Annotated in this window: 22 protein-coding genes; 12 read left to right on the forward strand and 10 right to left on the reverse strand. The window is 47.8% G+C overall.

Annotated elements, in window-relative coordinates:
• Position 1: 1 nt before the first annotated feature.
• On the forward strand, positions 2-730 hold the full coding sequence (locus ACIFQN_RS02195; protein ID WP_429831370.1) for a fumarate reductase iron-sulfur subunit: 729 nt from the start codon (positions 2-4) through the stop codon (positions 728-730).
• Positions 731-1,327: 597 nt separating this feature from the next.
• On the opposite strand, the gene ACIFQN_RS02200 is transcribed toward ACIFQN_RS02195, so the two are convergent.
• The 9 genes from ACIFQN_RS02200 to nikC all read right to left on the reverse strand — a co-directional run bounded on the left by ACIFQN_RS02200 (position 1,328) and on the right by nikC (position 9,631).
• Complete coding sequence (locus ACIFQN_RS02200) at positions 1,328-1,780, reverse strand: hypothetical protein (protein ID WP_429831371.1); 453 nt, start codon at positions 1,778-1,780, stop codon at positions 1,328-1,330.
• Between the two features lie 125 nt (positions 1,781-1,905).
• Positions 1,906-2,805, reverse strand: coding sequence for a DMT family transporter (locus tag ACIFQN_RS02205; protein ID WP_429831372.1), 900 nt, complete (start codon positions 2,803-2,805; stop codon positions 1,906-1,908).
• Between the two features lie 40 nt (positions 2,806-2,845).
• Complete coding sequence (locus tag ACIFQN_RS02210; protein WP_429831373.1) at positions 2,846-4,180, reverse strand: sodium:solute symporter family transporter; 1,335 nt, start codon at positions 4,178-4,180, stop codon at positions 2,846-2,848.
• Complete coding sequence (locus ACIFQN_RS02215) at positions 4,177-4,881, reverse strand: response regulator transcription factor (protein ID WP_429831374.1); 705 nt, start codon at positions 4,879-4,881, stop codon at positions 4,177-4,179. The genes ACIFQN_RS02210 and ACIFQN_RS02215 overlap by 4 nt, the downstream gene beginning before the upstream one ends.
• 4 nt (positions 4,882-4,885) lie before the next feature.
• Positions 4,886-5,674 carry a sensor histidine kinase gene (locus ACIFQN_RS02220; RefSeq protein ID WP_429831375.1) on the reverse strand — a complete coding sequence of 263 codons (789 nt, stop codon included), beginning with the start codon at positions 5,672-5,674 and terminating at the stop codon, positions 4,886-4,888.
• A 94-nt stretch (positions 5,675-5,768) separates the two neighbouring features.
• The gene (locus tag ACIFQN_RS02225) at positions 5,769-6,758 is read right to left on the reverse strand and encodes an ABC transporter ATP-binding protein (protein ID WP_429831376.1); all 990 of its coding nucleotides are present in this window, start codon (positions 6,756-6,758) and stop codon (positions 5,769-5,771) included.
• A 4-nt stretch (positions 6,759-6,762) separates the two neighbouring features.
• The gene (locus ACIFQN_RS02230; RefSeq protein WP_429831377.1) at positions 6,763-7,785 is read right to left on the reverse strand and encodes an ABC transporter ATP-binding protein; all 1,023 of its coding nucleotides are present in this window, start codon (positions 7,783-7,785) and stop codon (positions 6,763-6,765) included.
• A 12-nt stretch (positions 7,786-7,797) separates the two neighbouring features.
• A complete protein-coding gene (nikB, locus tag ACIFQN_RS02235) occupies positions 7,798-8,718 on the reverse strand; it encodes a nickel ABC transporter permease (protein ID WP_429831378.1) in 921 nt (306 codons plus the stop codon).
• Between the two features lie 13 nt (positions 8,719-8,731).
• Positions 8,732-9,631: a nickel transporter permease gene (gene nikC / locus ACIFQN_RS02240; RefSeq protein WP_429831379.1), complete on the reverse strand. Its 900-nt coding sequence runs from the start codon at positions 9,629-9,631 to the stop codon at positions 8,732-8,734.
• 182 nt (positions 9,632-9,813) lie between these two features.
• Between nikC and ACIFQN_RS02245 the strand changes: the two genes are divergently transcribed.
• Genes ACIFQN_RS02245 through ACIFQN_RS02255 form a run of 3 tightly spaced genes read left to right on the forward strand, consistent with a single transcriptional unit; the run spans position 9,814 to position 13,565 of the window.
• Complete coding sequence (locus ACIFQN_RS02245) at positions 9,814-11,058, forward strand: amidohydrolase (protein ID WP_429831380.1); 1,245 nt, start codon at positions 9,814-9,816, stop codon at positions 11,056-11,058.
• Between the two features lie 9 nt (positions 11,059-11,067).
• Entirely contained in the window at positions 11,068-12,291 is a 1,224-nt protein-coding gene (locus tag ACIFQN_RS02250) for an amidohydrolase (protein WP_429831381.1), read from the forward strand.
• 53 nt (positions 12,292-12,344) lie between these two features.
• A complete protein-coding gene (locus tag ACIFQN_RS02255) occupies positions 12,345-13,565 on the forward strand; it encodes an amidohydrolase family protein (RefSeq protein ID WP_429831382.1) in 1,221 nt (406 codons plus the stop codon).
• A 186-nt stretch (positions 13,566-13,751) separates the two neighbouring features.
• Here the strand turns inward: ACIFQN_RS02255 and ACIFQN_RS02260 are convergent, their stop codons facing one another.
• Positions 13,752-15,143: a purine-cytosine permease family protein gene (locus ACIFQN_RS02260; RefSeq protein WP_429831383.1), complete on the reverse strand. Its 1,392-nt coding sequence runs from the start codon at positions 15,141-15,143 to the stop codon at positions 13,752-13,754.
• Positions 15,144-15,594: 451 nt separating this feature from the next.
• Here ACIFQN_RS02260 and ACIFQN_RS02265 point away from each other — a divergent pair, with 451 nt between their 5' ends.
• From ACIFQN_RS02265 to ACIFQN_RS02300, 8 genes are all read left to right on the forward strand, one after another.
• The gene (locus ACIFQN_RS02265) at positions 15,595-16,470 is read left to right on the forward strand and encodes a 5-oxoprolinase subunit B family protein (protein ID WP_429831384.1); all 876 of its coding nucleotides are present in this window, start codon (positions 15,595-15,597) and stop codon (positions 16,468-16,470) included.
• Complete coding sequence (locus tag ACIFQN_RS02270; protein ID WP_429831385.1) at positions 16,463-17,434, forward strand: biotin-dependent carboxyltransferase family protein; 972 nt, start codon at positions 16,463-16,465, stop codon at positions 17,432-17,434. The genes ACIFQN_RS02265 and ACIFQN_RS02270 overlap by 8 nt, the downstream gene beginning before the upstream one ends.
• Before the next feature lie 16 nt (positions 17,435-17,450).
• Positions 17,451-17,699 carry an acetyl-CoA carboxylase gene (locus ACIFQN_RS02275; RefSeq protein WP_429831386.1) on the forward strand — a complete coding sequence of 83 codons (249 nt, stop codon included), beginning with the start codon at positions 17,451-17,453 and terminating at the stop codon, positions 17,697-17,699.
• A 30-nt stretch (positions 17,700-17,729) separates the two neighbouring features.
• Positions 17,730-19,079 carry an acetyl-CoA carboxylase biotin carboxylase subunit gene (locus ACIFQN_RS02280; RefSeq protein ID WP_429831387.1) on the forward strand — a complete coding sequence of 450 codons (1,350 nt, stop codon included), beginning with the start codon at positions 17,730-17,732 and terminating at the stop codon, positions 19,077-19,079.
• Between the two features lie 38 nt (positions 19,080-19,117).
• Positions 19,118-19,894 carry a LamB/YcsF family protein gene (locus ACIFQN_RS02285; RefSeq protein WP_429831419.1) on the forward strand — a complete coding sequence of 259 codons (777 nt, stop codon included), beginning with the start codon at positions 19,118-19,120 and terminating at the stop codon, positions 19,892-19,894.
• A gap of 148 nt (positions 19,895-20,042) precedes the next feature.
• On the forward strand, positions 20,043-22,109 hold the full coding sequence (locus ACIFQN_RS02290) for a sigma 54-interacting transcriptional regulator (protein ID WP_429831388.1): 2,067 nt from the start codon (positions 20,043-20,045) through the stop codon (positions 22,107-22,109).
• 14 nt (positions 22,110-22,123) lie between these two features.
• Positions 22,124-23,008: a 5-oxoprolinase subunit B family protein gene (locus tag ACIFQN_RS02295; protein ID WP_429831389.1), complete on the forward strand. Its 885-nt coding sequence runs from the start codon at positions 22,124-22,126 to the stop codon at positions 23,006-23,008.
• Entirely contained in the window at positions 23,009-23,983 is a 975-nt protein-coding gene (locus ACIFQN_RS02300) for a biotin-dependent carboxyltransferase family protein (protein ID WP_429831390.1), read from the forward strand.
• The last annotated feature ends 7 nt before the right edge of the window (positions 23,984-23,990 follow it).

Here is a 23,990-nt window from a genome sequence, read left to right on the forward strand (position 1 = left end):
GATGGGTCAGCGGCAATTGACATTTCATATCTTTCGTTACAACCCGGAAATACCGAAAGAGAAACCGACCATGGAGTCCTACGTGCTGCAAGAAGAAACGGGCATGACACTATTTATTGCGCTTTCGAAAATTCGCGAAGAACAAGATTCTACATTGAAATATGATTTTGTCTGCCGTGCAGGCATCTGCGGCTCTTGCGGGATGTTGATTAATGGCAAGCCCACTTTAGCCTGCAAGACATTGACCAAGGATTTACCATCGGATATCACCCTCATGCCCCTCCCCGTCTTCAAACTACTCGGCGATTTGTCGGTGGATACCGGCACGTGGTTTCGGGATGTTTCGCTGCGGACAGAATCCTGGGTACATACGGAAAAAACCTTTTCCCCTCAAGCACAGGAAGAGCGGATGGATAATGAAACGGCCTTGAGCATCTATGAAGCGGAAAGGTGCATTGAATGCGGTTGCTGCATTGGCGGTTGCGCCACCGCCAACATCAAGCCGAACTTTATCGGGGCAGCAGGTGTCAACCGTGTAGCGAGGTTCATGGCCGACCCGCGAGACGAACGGGATGAGCAGGAATACTTCGATGTTGTCGGGTCAGAGGATGGTATTTTTGGCTGCATCGGCCTGATGGCATGCGACGATAATTGTCCGATCGGAATCCCGTTGCAAGGGCAGCTCACTTATGTCCGCAGGAAAATGGCGGTTGCTGGATGGAGACGGTGACCCGCAGCGTTAAAAAAAAGAGCACTTCTCCTAAGTGGAAAGTGCTCTTTTCCCTTTTATCGTGAAGAAAGAAAGTCTTCCTCTGTTTTCCTTAACCTGTAGGAAAGTTTAAATACTTTACAGTGTGAAAGTATCTTTTGTTTAAACTTTCCGGAGCGTATATCAAGGAATTTATAAGATTTTGGTGGGAAAACATGACTCATAATAGGCACCGATTAGTTTGGCAGCGGCTGTAGTGTTGCAGGAAGTTTAATTTTGGTTTGTCCATAAAAAAACTCCGTGGAAGGCTCCCAAAAGAAGGCAAGGGGAAGACTCAAGGTTGGCCTAGGAAAAGGGAGAAAAAAGCGAAGATCTTTGGGGCCCATCCGAGGTGGAACGGAAAAAGTGAAACACTCTTTTAAGCGTCCACCTCTGTGAAGCTTCCTGAATCGGCCACTTTGGACGCGGTTTCGCTTTTTCCGTGGAACCGTGCAGGGATGACCCCTCAGCAAGGGACCCAAGAATCTGGAGCGTTTTCTCCCTTTTCCGCTCCTCCACTACAGCCTCACAGACCACCTACCAAACGACGCGGGGTCACTTCAACTTCCCGCGTTTTTCTTACGAGGCAGCTGTCGCAAGTTCAAAACGCACCACAGTCTCTCCTGGAGCGGCGCGCTTTTCCAGCTCTACGATACGCCAGTTTTTCGAGATCGCCTGGCGCAGCCATTCCAGCTCATCGGCTTTTAACCGCACCTGATCCAAAGTATCCCCGGTTACTTGATAGTCCCGCTCGGCTTGAATATCGTAGCGTTTGTTCAACAAAAACTTGATTCCGTTAAAGGTGGTGAACTTGATCTGGTAGCCTACCCGGATCGCTGCCTCTAATGTCTTCGGGTCATTTTTTGACAATTCAAAGAGAAGGGTAAAATCGAATTTTCCGCCTTCCACGTCTTGAAAGGCCTCTATGTTCCCTGTTCTGAGCTTGTGAATTATTTCCTCATCCGCCAATCCATGGGCACGAGCCGCCTCAAGCAGCATTGTTTCCCATTGGGACAGTTTTACGGTAGACATAGGTAGCTCCTCCTCGACATGAGATTTCTATTCATCACCGTCTAGTATAAGCAGAGGAATTGTAAATCACAACCATAATTCCGACTATTTTTGTATGAAAAGGAAGGGCGTTCCTTCCTATTTCGTCAGGATGAAAAAGACGAGAGCTCGCGCTGCTTTTGCGATTGAGGCTCCTTGGAGGTTGTCGTCAAGGTTACGCCCCCGATAATCAGCACAGCTCCAAACAATTGCACAGCGGTAACGGGCTTCGCCAGTAAAAAGAAACCAAAGACCATGGCAATAAAAGGTTCCAGATTGGAAAACATCGCAGCCTTCGCAGCACCGACCTTTTGCAACTGGCTATTCCAGATGAGAGTGACGATACCGTGCATGATGACGGCAGTGACGAACAGCAGCAGCCATGAAGAGAGCGACGGACTAATGGTTACGGCAGGCAGGCTGACGAGCACAAAAGGCAGCATCGAGCCAAATCCAATCAGATTAGAGAAGAGCGTCGTGACAAGGGGAGGAAGCCGATGTCCCAATACTCGTACCAGAATAATGGATGCGGCAAACGTAAGCATTGTCAAAAAGATCCAGAGAATGCCGGCGTCAAAGTGAAGCTCTGCTCCTGTGTAAATGACGAACAGTACACCGGCAGTACCAATGATCGACCCGATTGCCATTCGTCCGGTTAACGATTCCTTCAAGAACAATGCTGCCAAAATCGCGGTCGTTATCGGTGTCAGTGCCAAAATGAGTGCTGAGGTAGTCGGGTCAGCCGTCACCAGCCCTTTGTAAAATGACCATTGGTTAATAAAGACACCAACAATTCCGAGGGCGGATACGAGTAGCCAATCCCTCCGAGAGAGCACAGGGATTTTCAAGCGCCCTTTTGACCAGACCAGTAAAAATAGCGAGATAAACAATAAGCGCATCGCCGACAAAAAGAGCGGAGAAAACTCGGCAACGAGCATTTTTCCAAAGACAAAATTACTGCCCCAGGCTGTGACGCAAAAGATGAGCAGTAAATAAGAGCGTAGCATAAAATCGTTCCTTCCTGTTCAATCAAAAGCGGGTATGGATTTATCGCGACTCTGGACGCTCTGGTGTTCGGATATAGCGCTTCCATAGCCAGGTGACACACAAGTAGGCAAGCAGGGTCAGAGCTGTGCTGGAGGAAGCGATCCAGATCGCTTTCATATTATCCACAAATGCCCTGCTGCCGTAGCCAGTAGCCAAGCCGATCACCGCGCTGATCAAAATGAAATTATGTGCCTTTCCCTGTGTCAATACGATGACGACGACCGGTAAAAACAGCGAGGCGTAAATAATGCCGAAGAAAAACAGCAGGTCGAGCAAGGTAGGCTTGAAATAGAGGGTGAGACAAAAGGACAGCGCCCCGATGGCAATCGCAAGGATGTAGCTCAGGCGAATCTTTTGCCGTTCTGTCGCATGGGGCCGAAAAAGCTGATAGACGTTGTTTACCATGAGGCTGATCATGGAATGAAGCCCTGCGCCAAAGGCTGAGGTAATGGCACCGAATGAACACAGGACAAACAGAATAAGCAGAAACATCGTGTCGATTTTTCTTACCAAATCAAAAAGAAGTGAGTAAATGTCATCGAATCCGCCGGAAAAAATCACGATAATGATCAACGAAGAAAAAGACAAGGGGATCGTGGCAAAGATCAGGCCGGACAAAAGGAAAGTAGGTACCACTTTCTTTTCTTCCATCATGTAAAGTCTCTGCCAAGAAGCCTGATCGACGAATACTTGTCCAAAGCCGATCAATAGCCCCGTGATGATAAAAAAGAGTCCTTCGTAATTGTTGAACACCAGCAGATAGGGATGATACAGGCGCAAGCCGTTGTATACATGCTCCACTCCTTTGCCCACAAAAAAGTAGACGGGAATCAAGATAGCCGCCGCAAAGGTAATGAGAATTTGGACGAGGGCAAAACGATGGATGGAGCGTATCCCTCCAATCCCGGCAAACAGGACACAGAACAGAAAAAAGCAAAGTAGACCCAGTGGGATGGGCAAGCCAAACAAGATGTTAAGAAGCACACCCCCTGCCATGCCCTGGACAAACATACCCTCGATGGTCGTAATCAAGAGGATGATGATCATTAGCCAGTAGCCAAAAGGATGCAGCTTGCCCTGCATATAATCTCCAATTGTCATTCCCTCGGAAAATTCACGTCGAACACGGCGCCCCAAAAGACCAAAGGCACTCAGGGCAAAGGCTCCCATCAAGGCAAAGCCAATGCCGCCAAAGATCCCGTATTTGACCAAAGCCTCGGGCGAGCCGAAGATGGTGTTGCCCGTTACCCAGCGAGCGAGAATGGAGACGACCCCGAGCCCAATCCCGATCTTGGCAGCACCCAGCACGTATTCACGAAACGATAAGTAGGTCAAGTCACATTCCCCTTGTCCCTATATTCTTTAGGTGTTTTCCCGACCACTTTCCGGAAAATGGTGCTGAAATAATGCTGACTGTTAAAGCCGGTTCGCTCTGCAACCGTAGAAATACTCCAGTCCGGATGACCAATCAAGAATTTTTTGGACATTTGTATCCGGTACTGCATCAGGTACTCGGAAAAGGAGACACCCACTTCTTCATGAAACCGCCGACTCAAATAGGTGGGATTAATATGAACCTCAGAAGCCAGGTCAGCGAGGTTTAGCTTTTCTGCAAATTTTTGGTGGATGATGTTCATCGCATCGGAAATAATGCGTGTGTATGCCGAGAGACCAGGGCTCTTTTGATATTTTTTCAAAATCTCGACCAGTTCGCTTTCGATGACGGGCTTGGTCACGTAGTCCACAACACCGAGACGAATGGACTGTTTGGCGTAGTGAAAATCTTGATAAGCAGTCACAATGATCAGCTCAATGTCTTGGTGCTGCGTTCGCAGCTCTTCGCCAAGCGCCAGTCCCGATTTCCCTGGTAAATTAATGTCCAGAAAGGCGAGATGAAGAGGCACCTTCTGGCTGACTGCCATGGCTTGACTGCCATCTGCGGCCTTGTAGAGATTCCACAAGGGAAACATTGGCTGGATCAGATACACCAGTTGATCCAGCTCCAACGGTTCGTCATCCACGAGTAGCACGTTCATTTTCTCACCTCACGTCGATTTGTTCGTAAATAAAGGGCCATTGCACCGTCACATGGGTTCCTCCCTCAGTGACAGGGGACAGCTCCAGGGAGGCATGATCACCAAAACAAAGGTGGAGCCGCCTGCGGATGTTGTCCAATCCGTGACCGCTCTTCTCATGATGCTGATCCGTTTCTGATTCGACATCACTCTGGAATTCCGTGAGTCCAGATGAACCGTTATCGATGACCTCTAATAGGACAGCTTCATCCCTTTGGCTGATACGGATCTCCAATAGCGCTTCTCCCATTTTCCGCTCCAGGCCATGCTTGAAGGCATTCTCCACTAATGTTTGCAGGACGAAAGGGGGGATGGATGCCATGAGCAGCTCGTCTGGACAGTCCAGCCTGATCCGAAGCCTGTTGCCAAAACGCAGCTTTTGAATCTCCAGATATTGCTGTGTATACTGGATTTCCCTGGACAACGAAATCAGCGGTTCGGTTGACTTGTACTTGAATTTGAGAAACTGGGAAAGGACTTCCAGCGCTCTCACCAGTTCCTTTGTTCGATTCAGCCGCGCCAGACTCAAAATGACATTTAAGGTGTTGAACAGAAAATGGGGTTGTATTTGTTGGTTCAATTGATTGTAAAGAGCTTTTTGCAGCTCTTTTTCCAGCTCGATCTTTACATTTCTGTTTTCCAGAAGATCAATTCGCTTTTCAAAAATAAACAAAAACAATAAAGCAATAGCTCCTATGATAGGAGCCAAAATGAACAACAGAATGAGCAACGTGAACCCTTCGAAGCTTATCATGAGATCCCTCTGTACGAAAAACCGTAGTGATAATCGCAGTTCCATCATATCATGTTGCTGTTATCGATCTTTTCTTTTTAGAAAAATTTAATCTCTATTGAACGAGATGGCACGCAACCTGGTGTGTATCATGCAAACTCGTCAAGGCCGGCACTTCTGTTTTGCAACGCTCGACAGCATGTGGGCAGCGAGTATGGAAACGGCAGCCCTGTGGCGGATTGATCGGAGATGGGACGTCTCCTTTCAGGATGATCCGCTCCTGTTTCTTGGTCGCGTCCGGCACAGGTATGGCAGACAAGAGTGCTTGCGTGTAAGGATGCTGCGGGTTGTCAAACAGCGATTTTTTGTCTGCGATCTCGACGACCTTGCCCAGGTACATCACCATGACCCGATCGGAAATATGCCGTACAACGCCCAGGTCGTGGGAAATGAATAGGTAGGTCAGCTTAAATTGACGCTGCAACGATTTTAGCAGATTCAACACCTGAGCCTGAATGGATACATCCAGCGCGGAAACGGCCTCGTCACAAATAATCAGCTTGGGCTGCATGGCCAGCGCACGAGCAATCCCGATCCGTTGCCTTTGTCCGCCACTGAACTCGTGAGGGAAGCGGTCAATCTGGTCTGGACGCAATCCTACGTAGCCCAAAAGCTCGATGATTCGCTCACGGCGCTTGTTCGCTGGCACGATGTTTTGAATCGCCAGCGCCTCGCCGAGAATTTGGGACACGGATTGACGAGGATTGAGGGAAGCAAACGGGTCCTGAAAAATAACCTGCAGATCCTTGCGTATGTCACGCATTTGCGATTTGGACATGGCCAAGAGGTCCTTGCCCTCAAATGTAACGGACCCGCCCGTTGGTTCGTCCAAACGGAGAATGGCACGGCCAGTGGTGGACTTGCCACAACCGGATTCACCTACGATACTGAGTGTTTCCCCTTCGTAAATCGTGAAGCTGATGTCGTCAACGGCTTTCACGTGATTGACGGTACGACCAAAGATCCCGCCCTTGATCGGGAAGTGCTGCTTGAGATTGTTTACCTCAAGCAGAGGCTTTTTCTTTTGCACTTGCTGAGTTGTCATTTTGTCATACCCCCATTCCCGTAACAGTCTTGTCGGCGCCGTCCCACTCAGGAGTATACATCCAGCAGCGCACTTTGCTCTCGTCTTCCTGCTCCAACAGCTCAGGCAGTTTGTTGTGGCACAGCTGCGTCGCATGCGGACAACGCGGAGCAAATCGGCAGCCCTGTGGCATGTTGAATGGGCTAGGAACATTGCCCTTGATCGCTTGCAGCTCTTCGACATCTTCGTCCAGACGGGGGAGAGAGTTCATCAGGCCCACCGTATACGGATGCTTCGGATTTGCAAACAAGTTTTTCGCTGTCGTGTATTCAACGACTTTTCCTGCGTACATGACCGCGACACGGTCACAGGTTTCTGCGACAACCCCCAGGTCATGGGTGATCATGATCGTGCTCATGCCCATTTCGACCTGCAGCTTTTTCATCAGATCCAAAATTTGGGCCTGAATCGTAACGTCCAACGCGGTAGTCGGCTCGTCCGCAATCAATATTTCCGGACGGCAAGCCAGTGCCATGGCGATCATCACGCGTTGGCGCATCCCGCCAGACAGCTCATGCGGTTCTTGGGTTGCTCGTTTTTCAGGAGAGGGGATACCTACGAGTCTCAGCATTTCTACCGCTTTTTCCCATGATTCCTTACGTCCCATGTTTTGATGCAAGCGAAATACTTCAGCAATTTGCTCGCCAACGGTATACACCGGGTTGAGCGAGGTCATCGGTTCTTGAAAAATCATCGAAATTTCATTGCCGCGAATGGCGCGCATCTCGGCTTCCGATTTGGTTACGAGGTTTTGTCCTTTAAAGAGGATTTCTCCTCCTACAATTTTTCCCGGAGGGCTGGCAATCAAACGCAAAATCGAGAGGGATGTGATACTTTTCCCGCAGCCCGATTCACCTACCAGACCCAGCGTCTCTCCTTTACTCAGAGAGAAGTCAACGCCGTCCACAGCTTTACTGACGCCATCTTCCGTGAAAAAATGCGTTTGCAGATTGCGAACGTCTAGGATTACATCTTGTTGCCTTGGCATGGTGCTCCCTCCTTAGCTCAGATCAATTCGTTTATTGAAGTAGCGGTACAATACGTCGACAAGCAGGTTGACGAAGACGAAAATAACGGAAGCAATCAGTACGCCGCCCTGTACGACCGGAAGATCGCGCATCCGGATCGCATCTACGATCAATCGACCAAGGCCATTGATGGCAAAAACGGATTCTACGAGAACGGTACCGCCGAGCAGGAAACCAAATTGCAAGCCCACGACGGTAATGATTGGAATCAGCGCATTTTTCAGCGCATGCTTGTAAATGATGACAGTTTCTTTCAAGCCTTTCGCTTTTGCGGTACGAATGTAGTCCTGGCGTACAACGTCCAGCATACTGGAACGAGTCATCCGGGCAACAATCGCAGCGCCCCCTGTACCGAGGGTGATGGCTGGCAAAATGACGTGCTGCCATGTGCCCCAACCCGCAACGGGGAAGAGGTGAAGCTTTACCGAGAAGTAGTAGATCAAGCTCAAACCGAGCCAGAAGCTTGGCAGGGATACACCGAGTAATGCGATGATCATGATCGTAATATCAGCGGCGGAGTATTGCTTGGTAGCGGAGATGATACCTGCAACCATGCCAAGCACGATCGTAACGAAAATACTTGCCAGAGCCAGCTCGATTGTAGCAGGCAAACGAGCCATAATCTCGTCAAAAACCGGCAGATTGGAACGAAGCGATGTACCCAAATCACCAGTCGCGACATCGGCGACGTAATGAACGTATTGCAGCATAATCGGCTGATCGAGGCCGAGTTGTGTGCGGATTTTTGCGATTGTTTCCGCGGAAGCGCCTTCACCTGCAAGCAGAACGGCCGGATCACCAGGCACCATCTGCATGATCAAAAAGACGACCAGAATGACACCGAGCAGGACGGGAATCATCTGCAGCAAGCGACGGATAATGTAGACAAACATTGAGCATTCCCTCCTATTGTTTCATTCGTGGGTCGAGAGCGTCCCGCAGGCCGTCCCCGAAAATGTTGAAGCCGAGAACCAGTGTCGCGATGGCAAGACCAGGGAACATAGCCAGATATGGAGCCGTAAACAAAAAGTCGCGTCCGTTGCTTAGCATTGCACCCCATTCCGGCAGTGGAGGCTGTGCCCCGAGGCCAAGGAATGACAGGCCAGCGGCTGAAAGAATAGCAGTAGCCAAACGCATGGTTGCTTGAACGATGATTGGAGACAGAATGTTTGGAAAAATGTGTTTGAAAATGATAGTGAAGTCATTTGCACCAAGTGAACGAATCGCATCAATGTACTCTAGTTTTTTCACAGTTAAGGTAGAACCGCGTACGATCCGGGCAAATACAGGGATCGAAAACACACCGACGGCGACCATTACGTTGAACAGACTCGGACCGAGTGCGCTGACGATTGCCAGGGAAAGCAGGATACCCGGGAATGCGAGCAGAACATCAATAACACGGGAGATGATGGTATCTACCCATTTTCCGTAGTAGCCGGAAAGCAGTCCAAGAATGATTCCGAAAAAAGCACCAATAAAAACAGAGACAAAACCGACGGACATCGAGAGGCGTGTCCCGTATAAGAGACGACTCATTACATCTCGACCCTTGTCATCTGTACCCATCCAGTGTTCAGCGGATGGCGGCTTCAATTTGTTTACCAAATCAATCTCGTACGGATCATGTGGTGAGATGAGCGGGGCCAATAGGGCGATTGCGATGTAAAACACGACGATACAGCCGCCTACCATGGCTAGTTTGTTTTTTCGAAGTTTCCTGTAAAAAGTCCGCCATCTGCCCGGACGCGCAGCCGTTGCCTTTGGCGGAAGAGCTTGATTGGTTGGAGCGTACTCAACCTTCATGATGTTAACCCCTCCTTTGCTTATGTCTCAAGTTATCAGAAAAATGTATGAAGTAAAGGCAATTTGAACAAGTCGTAAAAATAGTGAAAATAGACGTAAAGATTGTGCAAATCAAGCATCGGTGGTTCTTAGATAATGGGTAGGGAAGGCATGTTTAAACAATAAGAGAGGATGGATGGTGGATGGGCACTACCTATTGGTTGACCAATGTTCGTTTGGAGACGGGCTATCGCTTCGAAAACGGTGTCGTGGGTGGAACTGAGGCATCCTTGTTTCACATCTTGATAAAAGACGGAAAATTTGCACGGATTGCTCCGGCGGCCGAGACACTTGCAGACGGTATTGCTCAAAAGGATGCCAAAGGTCTCCTGGCGCTTCCGTCGTTTGTAGAGAAGCATGTGCACCTGGACAAGACCCTTTTGGGAGAGCCGTGGCGGGCAGTCATCCCGGTGTCTGGCATCATTGAGCGCTGCGAAATTGAAAAGCGCACATTACCGGGCCTGCCGACGACAACTGAGGAGCGCGCAAAGAATCTATTGGCAGTCCTCCAATCATATGGATCGACACATGTGCGCACACACGTAGACATTTATCCAGAGGTAGGGATCACCAATCTGGAAACGGTAAAAGAGGCGCTCACCGACTATTCGGATCGACTGTCCCATGAGATCGTGGCATTCCCGCAGCATGGACTGCTGCGCACAGACGCAAAAGGCTTGCTGCGCGATGCCTTGCGTCAGGGCGCTACCCATGTAGGGGGCGTAGACCCTGCCACTGTGGATGGGGATATCGAGGAATCCTTGAGCCAAATGATGGAGCTGGCTGTGGAAGCAAATGCGGGAGTAGACCTGCATCTGCACGACCCCGGACATCTGGGAACATTCACGATGAAGCGCTTGGCGCAGATGACGGTAGACGCTGGCTGGCAAGGCCGCGTAGCGATCAGTCATGCGTTTGCGCTTGGAGACGTCCCCACACCGGAAGCGGAGGAAATGGCGGCAATCCTGCGTGAGGCAGGGATTACGATCATCACCAGCGTTCCTTACAGCCGCGTGATTCCACCTGTGCAGCTGCTGCACCAAAACGGAGTGGAAGTAGCGGTGGGTTGCGACAATATTTTTGACACCTGGCAGCCTTATGGCAATGGAGATGTATTGGAACGACTGTGGCGGTTGGCTGAGCGCAACCGTTATCTGGACGAATTGTCCCTGTCGCAGTCTTTGCGCTTTATTACAGGCGGCAAAACGACTCTGGATGCGCAGGGCACACAGCAGTGGCCAAAAACAGGCGATGATGCGAGTCTCGTCCTGGTAGAGGCAACGTGCTCAGCAGAAGCGATCGCGCGTCGTGCGAATCGCCACGCCGTATTCTTTAAAGGCACCCTGGCTGCAGGTCAAGTGGAAGAAGTGACCGTAGTAAAGGAGTAGTGATTGCCCATGAAGGCTTCCCCGTATTGGATCATTAATGCTCGTTTGGAAAGCGGGTATGTGTGGGATCAAGACGTCATTACAAAAACACGGACAGAGCTGTGCGATCTGCTGATTGAAAATGGAAAGATCACCCGTATCCTCCCCTCCAGTGAAATTTTGGAGGATGGGATTCCGAAGCAGGACGCAAGGGGCCTCTTGATTTTGCCGTCGATGGCAGAAAAGCATATTCATTTGGAAAAAACGTACTACGGCGGTCCATGGAAGGCGACTACACCTGTACGGAATTTGTTTGAGCGGCATGCGGAGGACAGAGGGCTTTTACCGATGTATTTGGGGCAATCGCAAGCGGGAGCAGAGAATATCCTCTCTCTCCTGGTGCAGACAGGAGTCACCCATGTCCGTACGCATTGTCACGTGGATACTGAGGTAGGTCTTGGATTTTTGGAAGGCATGCTCGGGGCGTTTGCCACCTTTGCAGACAGACTGTCTCACGAAATTGTTGCGTTTCCTCATTACGGCATGCTGCGCACCGATGCAAAGAATTTTGTCCGGGAAGCGCTGCAAAATGGGGCAACGCATGTGGGTGGCGTCGATCCAGGCGGGGTAGATGGAGATATAGAGCGTTCACTAAATACGATGCTGGAGCTGGCGGTGGAGGCAGATGCGGACATTGATCTGCATCTGCACGACCCAGGCCACCTCGGGGTGTTTACGATCAAGCGTCTGGCAGCTTTGACAGAAGAAGCAGGCTGGCAAGGACGCGTTACCGTAAGTCACGCGCTGGGGCTGGGGGATGTATCGCTGGAAGAAGCGAAAGAGACGGCACAACGTCTCGCGTCCCTGGGAATTTCAATTGCCTCGACGGTCCCGATCAATCGGCCGACCATTCCGATTCCTTTGCTGCATGGGGCAGGTGTGGCCGTTATGCTGGGAAACGACAGCTTGACAGACAACTGGACGCCATTTGGCAGCGGGGATCTACTCGAAAAGGCAGGACGACTGGCTGAGCGTTTTCGACTAGCCGATGAACGGAGTTTGGGTGTGGCTCTCGGTTTTGTTACCGAAGGACGGATTCCGCTCGACGATTCCGGCAACCGGATTTGGCCGTTGGCTGGAGATGAGGCTAGCCTGATGGTTGTTGAAGCCTCTTGCAGTGCAGAGGCCGTAGCGAGACGTGCCAAGCGCCGGGTCGTTCTTTATCAGGGCACGCGGGTAGCGGGTGAGTGGTAAGTTGTTTCCCGGATTTTTTGAATATCCTCGAATAGAAAGGATGTCATGAATAGATGTCTACAGCCTATTGGTTAACCAATGTCCGCTTGGAGAGCGGATACCGCATAGAAAATGACAAGGTGGTTGCAACCGAAACCGAGGTTGCCCATCTATTGGTAGAGGATGGCCGGATTGCGCAAATTGTCTTTGGAGTAGATGCCCCGCAAACAGAACTGTCTGCACAAGATGCCAGCGGTTTGTTGGCCCTGCCATCTTTTCGCGACATGCATATCCACATCGATAAAACGTACTATGGCGGTCCGTGGAAGGCGGTCACTCCGGTTAAAAATATTTTGGGACGATTGGAAGAAGAAAGTCAATTGATGCCAAAGCTGTTGCCAACTGCTCAAGAACGCGCAGAGAAAATGCTGGCGCTGCTGTTGTCAGCGGGCTCCACGCAGATTCGCTCTCATTGCAATATTGACCCCTATATCGGTCTGAAAAATCTGGAAGCGACACTGGCTGCGATGGAAACGTTCAGCGGGAAGCTGCATTGTGAGGTCGTCGCATTCCCGCAGCAGGGCCTTTTGCGCAGCAATCAGGTAGAAAACATCCGCCAAGCATTGAAAATGGGCGCAACGTTCGTAGGCGGAGTCGACCCGGCAACGGTGGATCAGAACATCGAAAAATCGCTCGCGACTATTTTTGAGCTGGCCGTAGAAGCAAACGCACCAATCGACGTTCATTTGCACGACCCGGATCATCTCGGTATTTTCACTTTCAAGCGTCTGGCGAAAATGACAGAGGAAGCAGGCTGGCACGGACGAGTCACGATCAGCCATGCGAATTCGCTGGCGGACATCAGTCTTGAGGAAGCGGGAGACGTGGCAGAAATGCTGGCTGCTCTGGGCATTTCGATCACCTCTACGGTTCCCGTGATTAAGCCTACGATCCCAATTCCGCTTTTGCGTGAGAAGGGCGTATCTGTATCGCTCGGCGATGACAGTATTACCGACCACTGGTCACCGTTTGGTCAAGGAGACAGCTTGGAAAAAGCAGGCCGTCTGGCAGAGCGCTTCCGTATGCAGGATGAGCGTTCCCTATCCCAAGCCTTGGGCTTTATCACAGGCGGCAAGACACCGCTTGATAAAGAAGGCAACCGCATGTGGCCGAATGTTGGAGACGAAGCGGACATTGTATTCGTCCATGCCGCTTCGGCTGCCGAGGCTGTGGCGCGCCGCTCAAAGCGTCAAGCCGTCATGTTCCGTGGGAATGTCGTGTCTGGCGCTTTGTAAACGAGCCTCTGATTTTGTCCCAATTGTTTGACAGGATGCGCCAACAAGGAAAGAGGTAAAGCCGTTTTGGTTTTGCCTCTTTTATAATGAAAAGCGAGTTTACGTGAAACAAAAAACAGCAGACCCCTGCTTGAATACAGGCGTCTGCTGTTTGCTTCCTTCATGTTTGCAAATTGGACTCTTATCTCACGCAATCATCTCATCTTGTGGGATGTCGTCCGCTTTTTTTCTTGCATAATATTTCCCCTTCGTGATGGTCGCTAAAACAATCGTAAGGATAAAGGCAAGAATGGCCGACAGGAAAGCTGCTGTATTTTGCAGGAAAGACCCAAAAGCTCCAAATGCTGCAAAGGACCCTACAACACTCGAACTAATAATGGAAATGACTCCGACTGGATTCCACGGATACAGATTTTCACTGCGGTGCTCAAAATAAAGCGGACCGATTTTTAATGTTCTTTTGACAACAAAAGCGTCTGCAACCACAATTGCTGCCCAAGAGAATAAGAATACGCCCTGGAAAGTCAACATGGGTCCAATGTGATCAAGTGCCCCTGCTAACATCGCCCCGATAGCAGCGATCGCGGTAAAGGCAACCCAGAAGGTTCGGCCAGGTGTAAATTTGAAAATATGCTCAAAGAAATTGGATAGGGAAAGCGAACCGCTGTACAAATTCGTAACATTGATCCGGAGTTGTGTGAGAATCGTAAACAAAGCGCCGCCTATTCCAATTGCGTGAACAAAATAGACTCCCGGATTTGCTTCCCTCAATCTTACGCCAAACCAAATCCCGATTACCCCCATGACAAAGAAACAAACGAGCTGAGGTATAAAGCCGACAGCAAAAACACCTATTTTAAATTCTTCTTTTTTAATAAAACGAGCATAGTCAGACACCAACAATGCCATAATCCCAACCAGGCCGTTCATAATACCAATGCAGCTTAACAACCCAACGCCGCCGATTTCCACTCCTTGCGGCAAAAATGTCCAAATGCTTTCTTTGTACACGGGCACCATATTTGCTGCTGCGATAATACCGGCACTTAACAGGATGATAAAAATCGGCAATGACCATTTTTGCAATTTTTCAAGCTGCTTGATTCCAAACCAGTTAAAGGGGATAACAGCCAATCCGAAGAAAACCATCAATAACCAGAGAGGGACAACCTGTAAATATTCATGAACGGCACTTGCCATAATGGCTCCTTCGATTGCACAGTACATAATAAAATTGATTGCATAAATAAAAGAAGTGAGCGAGGCACCTATATAACCAAATCCGCCGCCACGCGCCAGCAAGTTGGTGTTTAAACCCGACTTTGCCGAATAGTAAGCAATGATAATTCCCAAAACCCCAGCAACAACAGTAGCGTAAACCTCCGCTAATAACGCGTTTACACTTCCAAAAGAAAGAGCCATCATGCTGCCCATTTGCATAAAGACCATCGCTGTCGCGACACCGAGTGTAACGTTCGTAATACTCCACCATTTCAGACGGTAATTTGCAGGTACTTTTTCGAGTGCGTAATCTTCTTTTTTTTCGTTGCTGTTTTCTTGATAGATCATTTCAGCCATTCTTAAAACTCCCTTCCCGTTAGGACTGTGTTTGTAGCAGTAGAAGCTTGTTACGGAAATGAATGAGCTTCAATTTTCTCCCCCTCTTGTTTAAGTTTATTGTCGAATTTCGTCGATACATCAGTGCAAATAGTATGCCAATTCCGAATAATAATATAAATCTCGTTCCTATCCATATACCGATGGGAGAATGAAAGAGTGTGGTAGCGAACAAAGATACGCTTTTCTTTCAATAATGAAAAATAACCTTTCAAAAATGAAAAATAATAGATTGTTATTTTCCTAATACTTCCATGGTCATGAAGACATGATTTATCGCTGTTTCTTTGTTAATAGGAAAAAGGCCGAACAAAAAATGGTTGGCATGATTGTTGCTTTTTGTGATAACCAGTGTAACCTCTTTTCAATATTGAAAGGGGTTTCATGAAAACTAAAGTGAGGTGAGACAACATTGACACGTTATGAATACGGTGGAGATGAGTTCGTCTTTGTCGAATTAGCAGAACAAATGAGCTTGGAAGTAAATTTTCGGGCAATGGCCATAACCCAAAAAATCAGAGAAAAAAATTGGCCTGGCATTTTGGATGTTTGTCCGGCAAATGTCTCTTATATGATCCGCTTCAATCCTCAAGTCGTACATCCGAATGAATTGATAGAAGATTTGAGGCAGTTGGAATACTCAGTCTCCGATCTCGATCATATCGAAATTCATTCAAGAGTAGTGGATGTTCCGATCCTCTTTGAAGATCCCTGGACGCATGAAGCGCTGATGAGATTTCGGGATCGACATCAAGACCCGACTTCAACCGACTTGGAATATGCCGCCCGAATAAACGGATATCCGAACAAGGAGCAGTTTATAGAGGCATTGACCAGTTTTCCTTTTCTGGTTTCCATGGTCGGATTTGTTCCAGGGTTGCCATGGTGCTATCAGATGGTTCCGCGTGAACAACAGATAGAAGTTCCGAAATACGTTCGTCCACGTACCTATACACCTGAGAGGGCATTTGGTTTTGGTGGAGCATTCGCCTGCATTTACCCTGTGCAAGGAGCAGGTGGTTATCAATTGTTTGGTGTAGCGGCTGCTCCTATCTACGATAAAGATCAGATTCTGCCTGATTTTAAAAAATCGATGGTGTTTCCGCGTCAAGGCGACATCTTCCGCTATCGAAGCATTGATATGGAGGGATTTTCAAAAATCAGAGCTGCGGTAGAGAACGGAACGTATCGCTACCGTACGAAAGAGATTTCCTTCTCGCCGCGACAAGTCATCGAAAACCCTAAAAATTTCTCCGAAAATGTTTTGGAGGTGTTGTACCGTGATTAAAGTTTTGGAACCAGGGTTACAAACGACAGTGCAAGATTCGGGGCGCATTGGATACTATGAGATCGGAATGCCTCCATCCGGGGCGATGGATAAATATTCTTTTAGCATCGCCAATTTGCTTGTCGGGAATGCTGAAGATGCAGCAGCTTTGGAAGCTACTTATATGGGACCAAAACTGGAGTTTCAAACAGACACCGTCATCGCGATCACTGGCGCAGAGATTCCTCCTAAAATTAACGGGGTAAAGGTTTCCCAGTGGGAAGCGATTCATGTCCTGGCTGGAGACATTTTGTCGTTTGATTTTGTCAAGCAAGGGGCCAGGGTTTATGTGGCGGTGGCAGGCGGTATTAATGTGCCGGTTGTATTGGGGTCCCGTTCTACCTACACGCTTTGCGGTATCGGTGGTTATGCAGGACGAGCCTTGCAGGCTGGGGATGTCCTGTATGTCGGTGAGAATCAGCAGCATGACGTTAAGCCTGGAACGCGAATTCCTGCCGATCTGATCCCGGAATTTCCCAAGTATCAAGAAATTCGGGTTGTTATGGGGCTATGCAGCTATCGATTTACGGAAGACAGCAAGCAAAAATTTTTATCCATCGACTGGTCGGTGACACCGGAGGCAAATCGGGTTGGTTACCGTTTTAAAGGGGAACGGTTGGATTTTGTGCCGCGTGAACAACCTTTTGGTGCCGGAAGCAATCCTTCCAATGTTGTCGATTTGGGATATCCTATCGGTTCCATACAAGTACCGGATGGCGCGGAACCGATTGCTCTTTTGAATGATGCGGTAACCGGTGGTGGATATGCAACAATTGCGACCATTATCAGTGCAGATTTAAGTCGCATGGCCCAAATCAAAACAAATGAAAAAGTCCGCTTTGTTTCAGTTTCCATCGAAGAAGCACTTGCAGCACGTATAGATCTGCAGAACAAAATCCAACAATGTAAAATAGCGGTTATGTAAAAAAGGAGATGTTGACATGTCTGAAAAAAATTCGATCGTTGCTCCTATTCCAGGTGTATTTTATCGCAAGCCTAGCCCGGACCAAGATGTTTATGTGCAGGAGGGACAGATAGTCAAGCCAGGGGATACCGTTGGAATGATTGAAGTGATGAAAAATTTTTATGAAATCAAAGCGGAAGAAGAAGGCATTATCGAGCGTTTTGTGGTCGAAAGCGAAGAGCTCGTGGACGCAGGTCAAGAAATTGCCATCATCCAAAAAAAATAGCCCTATTGATCCGGGAGAGGAGCAAACATAATGAGCCACTTTGAAAAAATATTGATCGCCAACAGGGGAGAAATCGCTCGCAGAATTATTCGTACCTGCAAACGGCTGGGGATTAAAACAGTTGCCATTTATTCAGAAGCCGATATTGACGCCCCTTTCGTTAATGAGGCTGATGAGGCTGTTTGCATAGGAGCCCCGCAGGCAAAGAAAAGCTATCTGGATATGGATAAAGTGATTGAGGCTGCCAAGCAAACCAAAACGACAGCCATCCATCCGGGATACGGTTTTTTATCGGAAAGTCCCGAGTTCGCTCGGCGGTGCGAAAAAGAGGGGATCACCTTTATCGGACCGGGCGCCGATATCATTGCGATGATGGGCAGTAAAATTGAAGCACGCCGTCAGATGCAAAGAGCTGGAGTCCCTGTCGTACCGGGATGGGATGGCAAGCTGGACACTGTAGAGGAAGCATTGAGTGTCGCAGAAAAGCTGGGGTACCCCTTAATGCTGAAGGCCAGCTTTGGCGGCGGTGGAATTGGCATGCAGGTAGTGTACACGCCCGAAGAGCTTGGAAATGTTTACAGCTCAACGATGCAGCGGGCTCTATCTTACTTCGGGGACGGGACTCTCTTTCTGGAAAAATGGATTGAGAATCCCCGTCACATCGAGGTGCAGGTAGCCTGTGACCATTATGGAAACACGCTACATTTGTATGAACGGGAATGCTCTGTGCAAAGAAGAAACCAAAAAGTCATCGAGGAGAGTCCATCTCCGTTTTTAGACGAAAAGAAACGGTTGGAGTTGTTGGAGAGCGCCTTAAAAGGAGTAAAACAGATTGGCTATACAACTATCGGTACGATGGAATTTATTTTCGATGAAACTGGCGAATTTTATTTCCTCGAGATGAACACAAGGCTGCAGGTAGAGCATCCGGTCACAGAGGAAGTAACGGGGATTGATCTGGTCGAGCTGCAAATTCAATTGGCCGCTAAAGAAAAAATGCCTTATCAGCAAGAAGATATCAAGGTAATGGGGCATGCGATCGAATGCCGTTTGTATGCTGAAGATCCGAAAACGTTTTTTCCTTCTCCAGGGGTTATACAGCGGCTTGTCCTTCCTGAAAAGGACGTGAGACTGGACTTTGGGGTGATCGAAGGAAACAAAGTGACGCCGTATTACGATCCGATGATCGGAAAAATCATCACGCATGGTGCCAATCGGACAGAAGCCATTGAAAAAATGGGACGAGCCTTGCAGGGAATTCAGGTAGAAGGGCTGACTGCCAATACTGAGCTCTTGCAGTTGGTGGTCAGGGACAGCGACTTTATCCAAGGAAATTATACTACTCGTTACTTGGAGAAATTGTTGCAGCTTCAAGTCTGAATTGCCTTTCAATTTTGTACAAGAGCGGGGAGATGGCAGTGATAAAAGTTGACTTGAATTGTGATATGGGCGAAAGCTTTGGCATGTACAAGCTCGGAAATGATGAGGAAATGATGCAGTACATCACTTCAGCGAATATCGCTTGTGGATTCCACGCCGGGGACCCGCATGTGATGAGGAGAACAACGGAGCTTGCGAAAAGATACGGAGTGGGAATCGGTGCACATCCCGCTTTTCCTGATGTAATCGGTTTTGGACGACGGTACATGAAGTGTACGCCTGGTGAAATCAAAGACTATGTCACCTATCAAACGGGGGCGCTTCGCGAGTTTGCAGCTGCGAATGGATTGCGAATCCAGCATTGCAAGCCGCATGGAGCACTGTATATGATGGCGATGGATGATGAACAGCTAGCGCGGGCAATCCTGGAGGCAATCGCTGATATGGATTCCCAAACAGTGGTATTTGCCTTGAACAACTCGGCTGTCGCAGAAATAGGCAAGCAAATGGGGATTCCGGTTGCGCTTGAAGCCTATTCTGACCGTGAGCATACCGCCACAGGCTCCATCGTTCTTACGAGGACGGGGCCAAGCATTCAAGATTATCGCGATATGGCGGAAAGAGTCGTAAGAATGGTCAAGGAAGGAAGGGTCGTTACCCATACGGGAGAAGATGCTTCCATCATCGCCCAAACGGTTTGCATTCATGGTGATACACCAGGTGCCACGGAGCTTGCCAAAGCGATTGTAGAAGCGTTAAAGCAAAACGAAATAAAAATCGCTCCCATCCGTGAAGTACTAGGGGTAGGCTGTTGATTTTCAACAGCCTCTTTCTTTTTTGAAAAATGTAAATCGTAAATGATGTGTAATTTGTTGGGATATTTCAAATATGAATAACATCAATCTTCATGTTTGGTATAGTAATATTACATACCATGTCTCGTTTCGTAGGGGAGGGTAATCATTGATTGTATGGAAGGATATTTTGCAGCCGATTCAATCGATCGTTCATCACGATATGACTGTTCAAGAGGCATTAACTATTTTGAAGGAAAGCCATTCTGGCGTAGTGTTGGTGTATGATGAAGCCTCCTGCATCGGATATTTGGATTCTGATACTGTTTTGCAGCAGCTCGCAAGCTCGCTGGATTTATCACAAAAAATCGTTTGCAAGAAGGATATTCTGAAGGTTCCCGAGGACCATGCGATCGAATTTTATCACAACATCTCATTGATACTTGGAGTAGATCATAAAGGCGAGATTACCGGTTACAACAAAGTCCAAGTAGCTGTTCAACAATTGAATCAGCTAAAGCTGCAGCAATTCAACCAGATCCTGAATGGAGCTGGAATTGGCATTATCCATACAAATGCTGATTTTGAAATCACGTTTATCAATGAGACAGCAGAAAGCATCTTCGGGCTCCCTCATTCCTTTCTTTTAACCCGAAATTATAAATCGTTATTGACCATCGACAAGAATCTGGATGAGGTTCTTGCTGGAAAACAATTTGTAAGTGTCGATTGTTCTCTTAACTTCAAATATATTACGGGCAATTTTTCTCCTTTGTGGGTGAATGGACAAGTTTTCGGTATCGTGCATATTTTCTTTCGCAAGGAACAGTGGGAAGAAACCGTTCAAGAACTGGATTTTGTCCGCAGCATGTACGAAGATTTACAAGCGATCTACTCCTCTTCCCATGAACAAATTTTGGTTGTGGATGCCACAGGAGACATTATCCGCTTATCCGGGACATTCTTGAAAGACTTTTGGATGGAAGAGTATCCTGAACAGATTATCGGAAGAAATATTCGTCAATTCGAACAAGACGGAATATTTTGCCCCAATATTTTTGACTTATGCGTGAAAAAAGGAAAAAAACTAACCAGTATTCAAGAAACGGTAAAAGACCGGAGAATTTGGTCGGTAGCTACGCCGGTGTTCCACGATGAGAAACTCGAAAAAGTTGTCATTGTGTCCAGGGATATTACGGAGATGAACCAGCTTCAGGAAGAGCTGCAGGTCGCTCAGAAGAAATCAGATCAGTACAAGCAGGAGCTAACCCAATTAATTCGTAAAAATGAACAGGGCAAACAGCTTATCTATCGATCCAGAGTGATGGAGAATTTAGTGGACGAGATGAAGCAAATCGCTCAGGTAGACTCGACGGTTTTGCTGAACGGCGAGTCAGGAGTAGGGAAGGAAGTTTTTGCCCACGCGATTCATGAGTCGAGCAAACGGAAAGGGAAATCTTTTGTTCGGGTAAATTGCGGAGCGATTCCCGAAAGTTTGATCGAGAGTGAATTGTTTGGTTATGAAAAAGGAGCGTTCACAGGAGCCGACCAGAAAGGAAAGCCGGGTTTGTTTGAACTTGCGAATGAAGGAACGATTTTTCTGGATGAGATTTCCGAATTGCCGTTGAACATGCAGGTAAAACTACTGCGAATCCTCCAGGAGAAGGAAATTACCAGAGTTGGGGGAGTGAAAACGGTCAGCCTCAATGTTCGTGTTGTCGCCGCAACAAACAAAAATTTGAAGGAACTCGTACTAGAGAGCAAGTTTCGTGAAGATCTCTATTATCGCCTCAATGTCATTCCATTGTATATTCCGCCGTTGCGTGAACGGATAGAAGATATCGTTCCTTTGTCCATTAGTTTCCTACAACAATTCTATCAAGCCTATCAAAAAGAAAAAAGCTTGTCTCTTGAGGCAATAGAGGTGCTGGAAAACTATAATTGGCCAGGGAATGTCCGGGAGTTGCACAACATTATCGAGCGGTTGATCGTCACCACCAAAAACGATTTCATTCTAAGGGACGATGTGCTGTCTGTGCTTTATGGCGAAAAAAGGGGGAGAACGGCCAAGCCCTTGATATTTGACGTAATCCCACTTAAAGAGGCCGTAGCGGAATTGGAAAGCCAACTCATTGAACTGGCTCTGAAAAAATACGGAACGGCTACAAAAGTAGCGGAAGTATTGGAAATCAGTCAAGCAACGGTGAGCAGAAGAATTAACAAACGACTGAAGTGAAGGGGGAATTGCCTATGTTTACATTACCAGAAACGCGCTTTGATTTTGCGGGTGATGAATACATTTACGCCGAGATTTCCCGTGATATGAGCGCCGAGAGTAATTTAAAAGCATTGGCAATCACGAACGAACTAAGAAAACGGAATATCCCGGGAATTATCGAAATTTGTCCATCCAATGCATCTTATTTGGTTCGATTTGATCCGGATATGATCTCAGCTGATGATCTTTTGGACTATTTGAAACAGATTGATATTACGAAAAGCAATCCGTCCGAACTTAATCTTCAGGTGCGCATCATTGAAATACCGACCTGGTATGATGACCCGATTACGCGGGAATACTCTGAGCGCTTCAAGAACCGTCATCCAGATCCTCAATGCACAAATTTTGAGTTTGTCATGAAAATAAACGGTTTTAAGGATGGTCAAGCATTTATTGAAGCACATTCGGCAATGCCTCACCTTGTCACGATGATGGGATTTACTCCGGGAGCTGCGTGGGAGTTTCAGTTAGGGGTTCCAAACGAAGAAATCATTCAGACGCCCAAGTATGTAAGTCCAAGAACAGATACACCAAGTCAAGCGGTCGGATTGGGCGGTGCGTTTACCCTGATATACCCTGTTTCCGGTCCGGGAAGTTATCAGTTGATCGGGATGTCTGCAGTACCCATTTACGATACCGAGCATCGGCTGGAGGATCTAAAAGATAGCTTGTTTTTGGCTAGACCTGGGGATATATGGAAGCATCGGCCGATTGATGAACAAGAGTACAATAAAATCGTCGAGCAGGTAAAACAAGGTACGTATCGGTTTCACACAAAGAATGTAGAGTTTTCACCAGAAGAGTACTTTCGTAAAGGGAAACAGTATATTCAGCAGTTGATGGAGGTTTTCTAATTGATACGGATCATAGAGCCGGGCTTAGAAACAACCGTTCAAGATTTGGGAAGAAACGGCCATTATCATCTTGGCGTACCTCCTTCAGGTGCGGCTGACAAATATTCCTTTATCGTTGGCAATCTTCTATTGGGAAATCCTATGGATTATGCCGGGATGGAAATTACTCTGTTGGGACCAGAGGTGGAGTTTCGAAAAAACACAGTCATTGCAGTAACGGGTGCACCAGTCGATGTTTTTTTAAATCGTGAACCGATTCCCATATGGGAAAACATCAGAGTCCAGGAAGGCGATGTGTTGTCTTTCTCTTTTTCACAAAATGGTACAAAAGCTTATCTTTGCGTTTCAGGAGGCATTCAGGTTCCTACCGTATTAGGGAGTAAATCTACCTTTATACCAAGTCATCTTGGCGGGTATCTTGGCCGAAAATTGCAAAAAGGTGACGAGATCCCAATAGGTGAACCGCTTCCCGGTGTATTTAAGCGAATCGGCAAAAGAGTACCTGCTGAGTTTATCCCTCACTTCCAAAGAGAGAATTACGTACGGGTGGTCATGGGACTCTCTGGGCATTGTATCAGTGACGATGGGGTTAAATCCTTTTTGAATACCGATTGGAAGGTATCGACGGAATCGAACAGGGTGGCGTATCGATTTAAAGGGGCTCGAGTCACTTTTCATGATTTTGATCCTCCCTTCGGAGCAGGAAAGAGCTCATCCAATGTTGTGGATGTTGTCTATCCGATTGGTGTAATCATGGTGCCAAACAGTGAAGAAATAATTGTACTGCTTAATGACGGGACCTCTGGAGGCGGCTTTGTCACCATTGGCACGGTTATCAGTTCTGATTTGGATATCATTGCCCAATCCAGGCCGAATACAGTTACCCGGTTCATGGCCGTGACAGTATCCCAAGCCATTTCGGCCAGAACGGAAAAACAGGAACGGATTAAGCGGCTATCCGATTCCATAAAATAAAAGGGGG

This window comes from Brevibacillus sp. NRS-1366, assembly GCF_050467985.1.